The following is a 12,584-nucleotide window of genomic DNA, read 5'->3' as shown; positions in this document are numbered from 1 at the left end:
TTGCGAATCAGGGGTTTTTTCACATGCGCTCAAAGCGCCCCGGGTTCAGCCCCGCGCCGCGGCGCTCGCGTGCAGGCAGATGGCAGCGGCCGCGCCGACGTTGAGGGACTCCTCGCCGCCCGGCTGCGTGATGCGGATGTGCCGGCTTGCACGCCGCTGCAGGTCGGGCGACACGCCCTGCCCCTCGTGGCCCATGATCCAGCCGCAGGGCCAAGGGAGCTGGGCGCGGTGCAGCCAGTCGCCCTGGTGCGAGCTGGTGGCCAGCAGCGGCACGCGCAGGCGGTCGATGTCCTGCGCGTCCAGGCCCTCGACCAGGCGCAGGGCGAAATGCGCGCCCATGCCGGCGCGCAGCACCTTGGGCGACCAGAGCGCCGCCGTGCCCTTGAGCGCCGCGATCTGCGCGAAGCCGAAGGCCGATGCGCTGCGCAGGATGGAGCCCACGTTGCCCGCGTCCTGCAGGCGGTCGAGCACCACCGTGGGCGATTGCGCGTCGAGCGCCTGCTGCGCCGGCAGCGGCAGCACGAAGCCCATGCGCGCGGGCGATTCCAGGCCGCTGATGTCCTGCCACAAGGCGTCGGCGATCACTACGTTTTTGGTAGCTGCTTGCGCATACTCCGTGGGCGCTAGCGGCCAAAAAGACTCTGAAAACACCGCGATGGCCGGGCGCTGGCCGCGCGCCAGGGCGGCGCTGCACAGGTGGTCGCCCTCCAGCCACACGCGGCCCTGCTTGCGGTAGGCCGTGCTGTCCTGCGACAGGCGGCGCAGATCCTTGAGCAGCGCGTTGTCGCGCGAATGGATGGTGACGGGCTGCATGGCGGTCATGGGAGGGCCAGGGTGCGCGCCACGGGGGCGAACGAGCGGCGGTGCTGCGGGCAGGCGCCATGCGCCTGCAAGGCGGCCAGGTGCTCGGCCGTGCCGTAGCCCTTGTGGCCCGCGAAGCCGTATTGCGGGTACTGCGCGTGCAGCTCGGCGCACCAGCGGTCGCGCGTGACCTTGGCCAGGATGGAGGCCGCCGAGATGGCCGCCACCCGCGCGTCGCCCTTGACGATGGCCTCGGCCGGGATGTCCAGCCGCGGCAGCCGGTTGCCGTCCACCAGCGCCAGCGTGGGCTTGAGGCGCAGGCCCTGCACGGCGCGGCGCATGGCCAGCAGCGTGGCCTGCAGGATGTTGAGCCGGTCGATCTCTTCCACGCTGGCCTCGGCGATGCTGCAGCACAGGGCCTTGGCGCGTATCTCGTCGAAGAGCCGCTCGCGCCGTGCGGCCGTGAGGGTCTTGGAGTCGGCCAGGCCGGCGATGGGCTGCTGGTCGTCGAGGATCACCGCGGCCGCGACCACGGGGCCGGCCAGCGGGCCGCGGCCGGCCTCGTCCACGCCGGCCACGAGGCCGCCCGGATGCCAGTCGAAAGAGGCCTGTTCAGGCAAGGATTTGCGCGATGGCATGGGCGGCGAGGCGCGGAGTGTCGCGCTGCAGTTCTTCGTGCAGGGCCGTGAAGCGCTGCTCCAGGCGCGCGATGCGCCCGGGGTCCCGGGCGGGCGCATCCAGCCATTGCTGCACGGCCGCGGCCAGCGCCTGGGGCGTGGCGGCGTCCTGCAGCAGCTCGGGCACGGCGAAGTCGCGGCACAGGATGTTGGGCAGGCCCACCCAGGGCTGCAGCTGCTTGCGCCGCATCAGGCGCCAGCTGACCGGGTGCATGTGGTAGGCGATGACCATGGGGCGCTTGTACAGCGCCGCCTCCAGCGTGGCCGTGCCGCTGGCGATCAGCGTGCAGTCGCACGCGGCCAGCACCTGGTGCGACTGGCCGGTGACGATGGTGAGGCTCTCCAGCACGCCGCATTCGCGCGCGATCTGCGCGATGCGCCCACGCAGCGCGGGTACCGCCGGAACTACCATTTTGATAGCTGGCCGCGCTTTCCTGATGAGCGCTGCAGCCTGAAAGAACGGTCTGGCGATGTAGGCCACCTCGGCCGACCGGCTGCCGGGCAGGATGGCGAGCACCTCGTCGCCGGCCGCCAGCCCCAGCTGCGCGCGCGCGGCCGGCCGGTCGGGTGCCATGGGGATGACGCTGGCCAGCGGATGGCCCACGTAGGTGGCGGCGATGCCGTGGCGCGCGAGCAGTTCGGGCTCGAACGGGAAGATGCACAGCACATGGTCGGCGGCGGCGCGGATCTTCTCGACGCGGTGGGCGCGCCAAGCCCAGATCGACGGGCAGACGAAGTGCACGGTCTTGACGCCGGCGGCGCGCAGGTCGCGCTCCAGGCCCAGGTTGAAATCGGGCGCGTCCACGCCGATGAACACGTCCGGCCTGTCCGCCAGCAGCCTGGCGCGCAGCGCCTTGCGGATCTGCAGGATGCCCCACAGGCGCCGCACGAGTTCGATGCTGTAGCCATGCACGGCCAAGCGCTCGCTGGGCCACCAGGCGTCGAAGCCGCGCTCCTGCATGCGCGGCCCGCCGATGCCCATGCTGGCCACGCCGGGCCACCGGGCGCGCAGCCCGTCGAGCAGCAGGCCGGCCAGCAGGTCGCCGGACGTCTCGCCGGCCACCATCGCGACGCGCGGTGGATGCGCCATGCCCGGCCCCGTCAGCGTGCAATGCCGCGCTGCGATGCGGCGATGAAGCCGCGCAGCAACGCGATGTCGCCCTCGGCCTCGGGGTGCGAATGCGGCAGCTCGCCCATGGCCGAGAGCGCGGCCTCCAGCGTCAGGCCCTGGCGGTACAGCAGGCGATAGGCCTGCTTGAGGGCGGCCACGCGCTGCGCCGAGAAGCCGCGGCGGCGCAGGCCCTCCAGGTTCAGGCCGCGCACGGCCAGCGGGTTGCCGTCCACCATCGTGAAGGGCGGTACGTCCTGCGACACTGCGCTGGCAAAGCCGATCATGGCGTGCGCCCCTACCTTCACGAACTGGTGGATGCCGGTGAGCCCGCCCACCGTAGCCCAGTCGCCTATCGACACATGGCCCGCCAGCGTGGTGTTGTTGGCCATGGTCGTGTTGCTGCCCACATGGCAGTCATGTGCAATATGGGTGTAGGCCATGATCCAGTTCTCGTCACCGATGCTGGTCTTGCCGCCCGCGCCCGGAACGCCGCGGTTGAAGGTACAGAACTCGCGCACCGTGTTGCGGTCGCCAATGACCAGTTCGGTGTCCTCGCCCTTGTATTTCTTGTCCTGCGGATCGGCGCCCAGGGAGGCGAACTGGAAGATGCGGTTGTCCGCGCCGATGGTGGTGCGGCCCTCGATCACGCAATGCGCGCCCACCGTGGTGCGCGCGCCGATGCGCACCTGCGGGCCTATGACGGCATAGGGTCCGACGCTGACGCTGGAGTCGAGCTGCGCTGCCGGATCGACGATGGCCGTGGAATGGATGCTGGTCACAGAGCCGCCCCCGTGCCCAGCCTCAAGCCACCGTGCGCATGGTGCACATGATCTCGGCCTCGCAGGCCATGCTGTCGCCCACGCGGGCCACGCCCTTGAACTTGTAGATGCCGCCCTTGATGCGGTCGAGCGATACGTCGAGGATGAGCTGGTCGCCCGGCTCCACGGGGCGCTTGAAGCGAGCGCCGTCGATGCCGACGAAATAGAACACCTTGTCGTCGCCGGGCGCCTCGCCCATCATGTCGAACGACAGCAGGCCGGCGGCCTGGGCCAGGGCCTCCAGCATCAGCACGCCGGGCATGACCGGGCGCGCGGGGAAGTGCCCCGTGAAGAATGGCTCGTTGATGGTGACGTTCTTGATCGCCTGGATGCGCTTACCGCGGTCGAGCTCGACCACCCGGTCCACCAGCAGAAACGGATAGCGGTGGGGCAGGAGCCTGAGGATTTGGTGAATGTCCATCATTGTTGTATAGCGCTCTGGTCGTCTTTTCGTGCTTGTTCAAGGGCCTTGATGCGTTCGCGCAGCCGGTACAGCTGCCGCAGCGTGGCCGCGTTTTTTTCCCACTTCGCATTGTCGTCCATGGGAAACACCCCCGTGTACTGCCCGGGCCGTGCAATCGAGTGCGTGACCACCGTGTTGGTGGAAATGTGCACATTGTCCGCCAACTCCAGGTGCCCGACGATGGACGCGGCGCCCGCGATCGTGCAATGCGCGCCGATGCGCGTGCTGCCCGCGACCGCCGCGCAGCCGGCCATGGCCGTGTGCCGGCCTATGTGCACGTTGTGGGCGATCTGGATGAGGTTGTCGAGCTTGACGCCGTCCTCGATCACCGTGTCGTCCAGGGCGCCGCGGTCTATGCAGGTGTTGGCGCCGATCTCCACGTCGTCGCCGATGCGCACGGCACCCAGCTGCTCGATCTTGACCCACTCGCCCCGCTCGTGCGCGAAGCCGAAGCCGTCCGCCCCGATCACCACGCCCGGGTGCAGGATGCAGCGCGCACCCACGGTGCAGCGCTCGCCGACCGTGACGCGCGACTTGAGCACCGTGTGCGCACCGATCACCGCGCCGCGCTCGACCACGCACAGCGGGCCGATGGTTGCCGTGGGGTGCACCTGCGCCTGCGCATCGACGACGGCGCTCGGATGGACGCCCGCCCGGGCGCCCAGCCCCTGCGCGCGCACCCACAGCTGCGTGACGCGCGCGAAGTAGATGTAGGGCTGGTCCGCGACGATGCATGCGCCGCGCTCCAGCGCGGCCTCGCGCATGCCGGGCGCCACAATGACGCAGGCCGCCCGGGAGGCGGCCAGCTGGGACCGGTAGCGCGGATTGCTCAGGAAGGCCAGATCGCCGGGGCCGGCCGACTCCAGCGGCGCGATGCGCTCGATCTCGGTGCTCCCGTCTGCCCCTTCGAGGCTGCCCCCGAGTGCATCGACGATCTGCCCGAGTCGCAAGCTCACGCGCTACCTGCCCTTGTGTGCCCGAGGCTTCACTTGCCGGAGTTGCCGGCAGCGTTCATGGCCTTGATCACCTTGTCGGTGATGTCGTGCTTGGGGTTGATGTAGACGGCTTCCTGCAGGATCACGTCGTACTTCTCGGTCTCGGCCAATTGCTTGACGACCTTGTTGGCGCGCTCGAGCACCTGGCCCAGTTCCTCGTTCTTGCGCGCGCCCAGGTCTTCCTGGAACTCGCGGCGCTTGCGCTGGAAGTCGCGGTCCTGGTCCACCAGCTGGCGCTGGCGCGCGACGCGCTGGCTCTCGGCCATCGTGGGGGCCTCGCGCTCGAACTTCTCGGTGGCGCTCTTGAGGGCATTGCCCATGTCCACGAGTTCCTTCTCGCGCTTGGAGAACTCCTGCTCCAGCTTGGCCTGCGCCGCCTTGGCGGTGTTGGCCTCGCGGAAGATGCGGTCGGTATTGACGAAGCCGGCCTTGAACTCCTGGGCCTGGGCAGGCACGGCGGCGGCCAGGGAGCCCAGCAGAAGGACCAGGGGAATATGGCGGGAAAGGGATTTCATTAGAAGGACGTTCCGATCTGGAATTGCAGTTTCTGGATTCTATCGCCGGCGAATTTGCGCACCGGCTGCGCATAGGCGATGCGCAGCGGGCCCAGCGGGGAAATCCAGCTCAGCCCCAGGCCCGCCGAGGCGCGCAGGTCGCTCAGCTCCCATTTTTCGTCTTCGCCATACACGTTGCCCGCGTCCACGAACGCGAACCAGCGCAGCGTGCGGTCGTTGCCGGCACCGGGGACCGGCGCGATGAACTCGGCATTGAGCGTGATCTTCTTGGGGCCGCCGAGCGAGGCGCCCGTCACGTCGCGCGGACCCAGCGTGCCCTGGTCGAAGCCGCGCACGGAGCCCAGGCCGCCCGAGTAGAAGTTCTTGAACACGGGGAAAGGCTGGCCGTTCATGCCCTTGCCCACGCCCAGCTCGCCATTGAAGGCCAGGGTGTACTGCTTGTTCAGCGGTATGTATTGCTGGATCTGGTAATTGCCCCGCACGTAGCGCGCATCGCCAGCCACGGACCACTCGGTGTTCAGGCGCTGGTAGCGGCCGGAGTTGGGCGCCAGCGCGCTGTCGCGGTCGTCGCGCGACCAGCCGACGGTGAGCGGCAGGGACCAGCTGGTGTCGCCGAACTTTTCCGCGTACACCAGGTACGCGGCCGGGATGTTGGTGCCGGTCTTGATGTGGGTCTGCTCCAGCCCGCCGCCGAAGAACACGGTGTCGGTCTCGCTGAACGGCACGCCGAAACGTATGCTCGTGCCCGCCGTGACCAGCTCGTAGTTGCCGCCCTGGTTCTCGTAGGGCTTGGCCGTGCGGTAGTACACGTCCAGCGTCCTGGAGATGCCGTCCTGCGTGAAATAGGGATCGGTGGTGGAGAACACCAGCGTGCGGCGGTACTTGCTGGTGTTCACGTCCACGCCCAGGTAGTTGCCGGAGCCGAAGACGTTTTCCTGCTTGATCGCGAACGACAGCGCGATCTTCTCGGCGCTGGAGAAGCCCGCGCCCAGCTGCAGCGAGCCCGTGGGCTTCTCGGCGACGTTGATGACCAGGTCCACCTGGTCGGGCGCGCCCGGCACCTCCTGCGTCTCCACGTTCACCTCGGTGAAGAAGCCCAGGCGGTCCACGCGGTCGCGCGAGAGCTTGATCTTGTCGCCGTCGTACCACGAGGCCTCGTACTGGCGGAACTCGCGGCGGATGACTTCGTCGCGCGTGCGGTTGTTGCCGCTCACCTGGATGCGGCGCACGTAGGCGCGGCGCGAGGGCTCGGCGCGCAGCACCAGGGCCACGCGGTTGTTCTCGCGGTCGATCTCGGGCACGGCCTCCACGCGCGCGAAGGCGAAGCCGAAGTTGCCGAAATGGTCGGTGAAGGCCTTGGTGGTCTCGGCCACCCTGTCGGCGTTGTAGGGCTCGCCGGGGCGGATGGTGACGAGCGACTTGAACTCGTCGTCGCGGCCGAGATAGTTGCCCTCCAGCTTCACGCCGGAAACCACATAGCTCTGCCCCTCGGTCACGTTGATGGTGATGGAGATGTCCTGCTTGTCCGGCGAGATCGCCACCTGGGTGGAGTCGATGCGGAACTCCAGGTAGCCGCGCGCCAGGTAGTACGAGCGCAGCGTCTCCAGGTCGGCGTTGAGCTTGGCGCGCGAATAGCGGTTGGACTTGGTGTACCAGCTCATCCAGCCGCCCGTGTCCTGGTCGAACAGGCCCTTGAGCGTGGATTCGCCGAAGGCCTTGTTGCCGACGATGCGGATGTCCTTGATCTTGGCGGGCTCGCCCTCGGTCACGGTGAAGGTGAGGTTGACGCGGTTGCGCTCGATCGGCGTGACGGTGGTCACCACCTCGGCGCCGTACAGGCTGCGGTTGATGTACTGGCGCTTGAGCTCCTGCTCGGCACGGTCGGCCAGGGCCTTGTCGAAGGGGCGCCCCTCGGTCAGGCCCACGTCGCGCATGGCCTTCTTGAGCGTGTCCTTGTCGAATTCCTTGGTGCCGGCGAACTCGACGTCGGCGATGGTGGGGCGCTCCTCCACCACGACCACCAGGACGCTGCCCGATGCCTCCAGGCGCACGTCCTTGAACAGGCCCAGGGCGAACAGCGCGCGGATGGCGGCGGCGCCCTTCTCGTCGTTGTACTCGTCGCCCACGCGCAGCGGCAGCGACGCGAAGATGGTTCCGGGCTCCACGCGCTGCAGGCCCTCCACACGAATGTCCTGCACCTTGAATGGCGCCAGGGCCCACGCTGCATTGGCGGCAAGAACCATGGCCGCAACGGCCGATGCCGTGCGCACGCCCAGGCGATTGATGTGTTTTCTCATGGGTGAAGCTGGAGCCGGCATTGCTACGCAATGACGGCCAAAAGGTTAGCCAAATAGCCGGGTGAGATCGTTGAACAGGGCGATGGACATCATGAGGAAGAGCACCACGACGCCTGTGCGCTGCAACCGGTCCATCCAGGCTTCGGATACGCTGCGTCCCGTCAGCCCTTCCCAAAGATAATACATCAGGTGCCCCCCATCGAGGACCGGCAGCGGCAGCAGGTTCAGCACTCCCAGGCTGACGCTGATGAGGGCCATGAAACCCAGGTATTGCGTCAGGCCCATGCTGGCCGAGCGGCCCGCGTAGTCGGCGATGGTCAGCGGCCCGCTCAGGTTCTTGATGGACGCCTCGCCGATCACCATGCGCCCCATCATGCGCAGCGTGAGCACCGAGACCTCCCAGGTGCGCTCCACGCCCTTCCACAGGCCTTCCACGGGGCCGTAGCGCACGTTCACCATCTCGGGCGGGTTGCCCACGTAGGCGCCGATGCGGCCCACGAGGCCCGTGGCGTCGGGCACCAGTTGCGGCGTCACGGTCACGTCGATCAGGCGCCCCTCGCGGTCCACGCGCCAGGTCTGGGCGAGCGGCTTGCCGTCCCGCACGGAGGCGCGTATGAGATCGCGCAGCTGGGCACCGTCCACCACGTCGGAGCCGCCCAGGCGCAGCACCAGGTCGCCAGGGCGCAGGCCCGCGCGCTCGGCCGCGCCGCCCGCCATGACCTCGCCGAGCACGGGGCGCGTCCACGGGCCGACGATGCCGATGGAGCGAAACAGCTGCGCATCGGCCTCGCGCACCGGCATCCCTTCCAGGGGCAGCACGACCTCGCGCTGCGCGCCGCGCACGGGCTGCACCAGCAGGCGCACGTTCTCGGCATCGAGCGCGCCGCGCGTGAGCACCCAGCGCAGCTCCTCGAACGAGCGCACGGGCTCGGACTCGCCCTCGCCGATGGCGGCGCTCACGACCAGCTCGCCGCCCTGCAGTCCGGCCCGCTGCGCAATGGAGCCGGCCACGGGGCTGGAGAGCATGGCCTTGGGCTCGTCCACGCCGCTCCAGTTGACGGTTGCATACAGCAGTACGGCCAGCAGCAGGTTGGCCAGCGGCCCGGCGGCGACGATGGCGGCGCGCGCGCGCAGCGGCCGGGCGTTGAAGGCCAGGTGGCGCTCCTCGGGCGCCACGGGCGCCTCGCGCTCGTCCAGCATGCGCACGTAGCCGCCCAGCGGAAAGGCGCCGATGACGAATTCCGTGGCCGAGCCCTTGGGCTGCCAGCGCAGCAGCGGCCTGCCAAAGCCTATGGAAAAGCGCAGCACCTTCACGCCGCAGGCCACGGCCACGCGGTAGTGGCCGTATTCGTGCACGGCGATCAGCACGCCGAGCGCAACGACAAAGGCGGCAATGGTCAGCAGCATACGGATGCCTCCTCAAAATTCATAGCTGCCTGCGCTTGATGCACAATGTTTTCACTATAAAAATAGCGTGGAATCCTTCTATGGCAAGCGTCGGCAGCTCACTTAACCGAAGCGCTGCACCAGTTCCTGCGCCACGGCGCGCGTCTGCGCGTCCAGCGCCAGCAGGGCCTGCAGCGTGTCCGGGTTGGAGGGCAGCACCGCCTCCAGAGTTGCAAGATTGAGCGCATGGATCTGGTCGAAGCGTATGCGCCGCTGCAGGAAGGCCTCCACGGCGACCTCGTTGGCCGCGTTCAGCACGGCCGTGGTGCCGGGCGCGGCGGCGAGCGCCTGCCAGGACAGGTGCAGGCCGGGAAAGCGTGCCGCGTCGGCTTCCTCGAAGGTCAGCGCGGCCAGTTGGGTGAAGTCGAGCGCGGCGGCGCCGCTCTCCACGCGCTCGGGCCAGGCCAGGCCGCAGGCGATGGGCACGCGCATGTCGGGCGTGCCCAGCTGGGCGATGACGGATGCGTCCCTGAACTGCACCATGGAATGGATGATCTGCTGCGGGTGGATCACCACCTTGATGTGCTCGGGCGCCAGGTCGAACAGCCAGCGCGCCTCGATCACCTCCAGCGCCTTGTTCATCACGGTGGCCGAGTCGATGGAAATCTTGCGGCCCATGGAGAAGTTGGGATGGGCGCAGGCCTCGTCCGGCGTCACGTCGCGCAGGGTGGCCGGGTCGCGCGTGCGAAACGGCCCGCCCGATGCGGTGAGCAGCACGTGCTCCACGCGCCGCGCCCAGGTGGCCGGGTCCTCGGGCAGGCTCTGGAAGATGGCGGAGTGCTCGCTGTCGATGGGCAGCAGCGTCGCGCCGCCGTCCCGCACGGCCTTCATGAACACCGCGCCGCCCACCACCAGCGCCTCCTTGTTGGCCAGCAGCAGGCGCTTGCCCGCGCGCGCCGCGGCCAGGCAGGGCGCCAGGCCCGCCGCGCCCACGATGGCGGCCATGACGGCATCCACCTGATCGTGCGAAGCTATCGTTTCAAGAGCTTCCGGCGCTTGCAGCACCTGTGTTGCAAGGCCGTTTGCCTTGATCTTCTCGTCGAGCTGGCGGGCGTGCTCGGTGCTGGCCATCACCGCATAGCGCGGCCGGAAGCGCGCGCACTGCGCGAGCATCGGGTCCACCTGCGTGGCCGCGCTCAGGGCGAAGACCTCGTAGCGGTCGGGGTGGCGCGCCACCACGTCCAGGGTGCTGGTGCCAATGGACCCCGTGGAGCCGAGGATGGTGAGTCGTTGTTTCATGCGTCAGGCGTAGTGAGTGAGCATCATGGCCAGCGGCAGCGTGGGCAGCAGCGCGTCGATGCGGTCGAGCACGCCGCCATGGCCGGGCAGCAGGCCGGAGCTGTCCTTGACCCCGGCGCTGCGCTTGATGAGCGACTCCACCAGGTCACCCACCACGCTCATGGCCGCCATGAAAGCCGCGCCGATCAGCAGCAGCCACCAGCCCTGGCGCGCCAGGCGGGTGTAGAGGCTGGGCACCTCGGCCTGCCAATGCGCGTCGCCCGCCACCCAGGCGATGGCCAGCACCAGCACGCCCGCCATGCCGCCCCACACACCCTCCCAGCTCTTGCCCGGGCTGATGCCAGGCGCCAGCTTACCCTTGGTGAAGCGCAGGCCGAAGGCGCGGCCGGCGAAGTAGGCGCAGATGTCCGCCGCCCAGACCAGGGTCAGCACGGACAGCAGGAAGTTGATGCCCGCCACGCGCGCCTGCGCCACGGCCAGCCATGCGAGCCAGAGCGCCAGCACGCCGCCCACGATGCGGAGCAGCCGCGGCACGTGCGGCCAGCCCGCCACGCCGCCGCGCAGCAGCAGCGCGCCGCCCAGCACCCACGCGGCGCCGCCGACGGCCCAAAGCCACGGCAGCGGCCGATGGAGCCAGCCGGCGGCCCAGGCCGCGCCGCACATCGCCACGCAGACGGCGCCCAGGCCCACGCTGGCCGCGCCGCCCAGGCCGTTGAGCCGCCCCCATTCCCATGCGCCGGCCCCCATGAACACGAGCGCCACGGCGGCGAACGGAACGGGCGACGGGTAGAACAGCGCCGGCAGCAGGACGGCCAGCAGGACCAGGGCGGTGATGACACGTTGCTTGAGCATCGAAGCCCCTTTCGCGATGGTGGAGGCTGCGCTGCCGGTCAGGCGCGCAGCGAGCCGGGCGCCGCCGCCTGCAGCTGCTCGGAGGTGCGGCCGAAGCGGCGCTCGCGCGCGGCATAGTCGGCGATCGCCTCGTCGAGCGCGGCCTCGTCGAAGTCGGGCCACAGGCGGTCGCTGAAATACAGCTCGGTATAGGCGGCCTGCCACAGCAGGAAGTTGCTGATGCGCTTCTCGCCGCCGGTGCGGATCAGCAGGTCGGGGTCGGGCACGTGGGCCATGCCCATCGCCGCGTGCAGGCTGGCCTCGGTGATGGGTTCGCCGCGCGCGGCGAGCTGCGCCGCGGCCTGGGCGATGTCCCAGCGGCCGCCGTAGTTGAAGCACACGTTGAGCACCAGGCGGCCGTTGGCCGCCGTGGCCGCCTCGGCCTGGCGCAGGCCGTCGCGCACCTTGTCGGACAGGCCGGATTTCTCGCCCACGAAGTGCAGGCGCACGCCGTCGCGCGAGAGCTGAGGCACCTCGCGCGCCAGCGCCTTGGCCAGCAGGTCCATGAGGCCCGAGACCTCGTCCGCGGGGCGGTTCCAGTTCTCGGAAGAGAACGCGAACACGGTGAGCACGCCGACGCCGCGCGTCACGCAGGCGCGCACGCAGCGCCGCAGCGACTCCACGCCCTGGCGGTGGCCTGCCAGGCGCGGCAGGAAGCGCCGCGTGGCCCAGCGGCCGTTGCCATCCATGACGATGGCAATGTGGTGGGGAACGGCGGTCTGTGCAGTGGTCGACATCGAGGCCCGGATCAGATCGCCAGGATGTCCTGCTCCTTGGCCGCGACCAAGGCGTCGATCTCCGCGATGTGCTTGTCGGTGGCCTTCTGGATGTCGGCTTCGGCGCGCTTTTGCTCGTCCTCGGAGGCCAGCTTGTCCTTGACCAGCTTCTTCACGGCCTCGTTGGCGTCGCGGCGCAGGTTGCGCACGGCCACCTTGGCGTTCTCGCCCTCGTTGCGCGCGAGCTTGGTCATCTCCTTGCGGCGCTCCTCGCTCATGGGCGGCATGGGCACGCGGATCAGGTCGCCCAGCGAGGCCGGGTTCAGGCCCAGGTCGCTCTCGCGGATGGCCTTCTCGACCTTCGCGCCCATGTTCTTTTCCCAGGGCTGCACGCTGATGGTGCGGGCATCGAGCAGGGACACGTTGGCCACCTGCGACAGCGGCACCATGGAACCGTAGTACTCGACATGGATGGAGTCGAGCAGCGCCGGGTTGGCGCGGCCCGTGCGGACCTTGGACAGGTTGTTCTTGAGCGCGGTGATGGACTGGTCCATCTTGGCGTCCAGGTTTTTCTTGATCTCGGCAGTCGTGGTCATGGCAAATCCTTCAGCGTGC

General features: G+C 69.2%; 13 protein-coding genes. All 13 read right to left on the bottom strand.

The genetic code is table 11. The annotated features are described in order from the left end of the window. Window positions 1-45: 45 nt before the first annotated feature. Window positions 46-822: a TrmH family RNA methyltransferase gene (locus ACX12L_RS01025; RefSeq protein ID WP_459260900.1), complete on the bottom strand. Its 777-nt coding sequence runs from the start codon at window positions 820-822 to the stop codon at window positions 46-48. Beyond that, the gene (gene rnhB / locus ACX12L_RS01020; protein ID WP_459260899.1) at window positions 819-1,439 is read right to left on the bottom strand and encodes a ribonuclease HII; all 621 of its coding nucleotides are present in this window, start codon (window positions 1,437-1,439) and stop codon (window positions 819-821) included. Before rnhB ends, ACX12L_RS01025 begins: the two co-directional genes overlap by 4 nt. After that, a complete protein-coding gene (lpxB, locus tag ACX12L_RS01015) occupies window positions 1,414-2,568 on the bottom strand; it encodes a lipid-A-disaccharide synthase (protein ID WP_459260898.1) in 1,155 nt (384 codons plus the stop codon). The genes rnhB and lpxB overlap by 26 nt, the downstream gene beginning before the upstream one ends. A gap of 11 nt (window positions 2,569-2,579) precedes the next feature. Next, on the bottom strand, window positions 2,580-3,368 hold the full coding sequence (gene lpxA / locus ACX12L_RS01010; RefSeq protein WP_459260897.1) for an acyl-ACP--UDP-N-acetylglucosamine O-acyltransferase: 789 nt from the start codon (window positions 3,366-3,368) through the stop codon (window positions 2,580-2,582). Between the two features lie 22 nt (window positions 3,369-3,390). Then, on the bottom strand, window positions 3,391-3,831 hold the full coding sequence (fabZ, locus tag ACX12L_RS01005; RefSeq protein WP_459260896.1) for a 3-hydroxyacyl-ACP dehydratase FabZ: 441 nt from the start codon (window positions 3,829-3,831) through the stop codon (window positions 3,391-3,393). Next, on the bottom strand, window positions 3,828-4,826 hold the full coding sequence (lpxD, locus tag ACX12L_RS01000; RefSeq protein ID WP_459260895.1) for a UDP-3-O-(3-hydroxymyristoyl)glucosamine N-acyltransferase: 999 nt from the start codon (window positions 4,824-4,826) through the stop codon (window positions 3,828-3,830). Before lpxD ends, fabZ begins: the two co-directional genes overlap by 4 nt. Before the next feature lie 29 nt (window positions 4,827-4,855). Next, window positions 4,856-5,380: an OmpH/Skp family outer membrane protein gene (locus tag ACX12L_RS00995; protein ID WP_459260894.1), complete on the bottom strand. Its 525-nt coding sequence runs from the start codon at window positions 5,378-5,380 to the stop codon at window positions 4,856-4,858. Then, on the bottom strand, window positions 5,380-7,677 hold the full coding sequence (gene bamA / locus ACX12L_RS00990; protein ID WP_459260893.1) for an outer membrane protein assembly factor BamA: 2,298 nt from the start codon (window positions 7,675-7,677) through the stop codon (window positions 5,380-5,382). The genes ACX12L_RS00995 and bamA overlap by 1 nt, the downstream gene beginning before the upstream one ends. 45 nt (window positions 7,678-7,722) lie before the next feature. Beyond that, a complete protein-coding gene (gene rseP, locus ACX12L_RS00985) occupies window positions 7,723-9,084 on the bottom strand; it encodes an RIP metalloprotease RseP (protein ID WP_459260892.1) in 1,362 nt (453 codons plus the stop codon). Window positions 9,085-9,186: 102 nt separating this feature from the next. Then, entirely contained in the window at window positions 9,187-10,362 is a 1,176-nt protein-coding gene (gene ispC / locus ACX12L_RS00980; RefSeq protein WP_459260891.1) for a 1-deoxy-D-xylulose-5-phosphate reductoisomerase, read from the bottom strand. A gap of 3 nt (window positions 10,363-10,365) precedes the next feature. Beyond that, window positions 10,366-11,214: a phosphatidate cytidylyltransferase gene (locus ACX12L_RS00975; protein ID WP_459260890.1), complete on the bottom strand. Its 849-nt coding sequence runs from the start codon at window positions 11,212-11,214 to the stop codon at window positions 10,366-10,368. A gap of 38 nt (window positions 11,215-11,252) precedes the next feature. Further along, window positions 11,253-11,990: a polyprenyl diphosphate synthase gene (gene uppS, locus ACX12L_RS00970; RefSeq protein WP_459260889.1), complete on the bottom strand. Its 738-nt coding sequence runs from the start codon at window positions 11,988-11,990 to the stop codon at window positions 11,253-11,255. A gap of 11 nt (window positions 11,991-12,001) precedes the next feature. Next, window positions 12,002-12,565, bottom strand: a complete 564-nt coding sequence (frr, locus tag ACX12L_RS00965) for a ribosome recycling factor (protein ID WP_459260888.1) — start codon at window positions 12,563-12,565, stop codon at window positions 12,002-12,004. Window positions 12,566-12,584: the final 19 nt, after the last annotated feature.

This window comes from Alicycliphilus sp. T452 (assembly GCF_054512775.1).
The sequence above is the reverse complement of the archived record's forward strand: the minus strand, read 5'-3'. Positions and strand labels throughout refer to the sequence as shown.

What these genes read in the sequence shown, in the direction of transcription:
- bamA (WP_459260893.1), bottom strand. Translation starts at nt 7,677, where the DNA reads ATGAGAAAACACATCAATCGCCTGGGCGTGCGCACGGCATCGGCCGTT.
- ACX12L_RS01025 (WP_459260900.1), bottom strand. Translation starts at nt 822, where the DNA reads ATGACCGCCATGCAGCCCGTCACCATCCATTCGCGCGACAACGCGCTG.
- lpxB (WP_459260898.1), bottom strand. Translation starts at nt 2,568, where the DNA reads ATGGCGCATCCACCGCGCGTCGCGATGGTGGCCGGCGAGACGTCCGGC.
- frr (WP_459260888.1), bottom strand. Translation starts at nt 12,565, where the DNA reads ATGACCACGACTGCCGAGATCAAGAAAAACCTGGACGCCAAGATGGAC.
- fabZ (WP_459260896.1), bottom strand. Translation starts at nt 3,831, where the DNA reads ATGATGGACATTCACCAAATCCTCAGGCTCCTGCCCCACCGCTATCCG.
- rnhB (WP_459260899.1), bottom strand. Translation starts at nt 1,439, where the DNA reads ATGCCATCGCGCAAATCCTTGCCTGAACAGGCCTCTTTCGACTGGCAT.
- ACX12L_RS00995 (WP_459260894.1), bottom strand. Translation starts at nt 5,380, where the DNA reads ATGAAATCCCTTTCCCGCCATATTCCCCTGGTCCTTCTGCTGGGCTCC.
- rseP (WP_459260892.1), bottom strand. Translation starts at nt 9,084, where the DNA reads ATGCTGCTGACCATTGCCGCCTTTGTCGTTGCGCTCGGCGTGCTGATC.
- ispC (WP_459260891.1), bottom strand. Translation starts at nt 10,362, where the DNA reads ATGAAACAACGACTCACCATCCTCGGCTCCACGGGGTCCATTGGCACC.
- ACX12L_RS00975 (WP_459260890.1), bottom strand. Translation starts at nt 11,214, where the DNA reads ATGCTCAAGCAACGTGTCATCACCGCCCTGGTCCTGCTGGCCGTCCTG.
- uppS (WP_459260889.1), bottom strand. Translation starts at nt 11,990, where the DNA reads ATGTCGACCACTGCACAGACCGCCGTTCCCCACCACATTGCCATCGTC.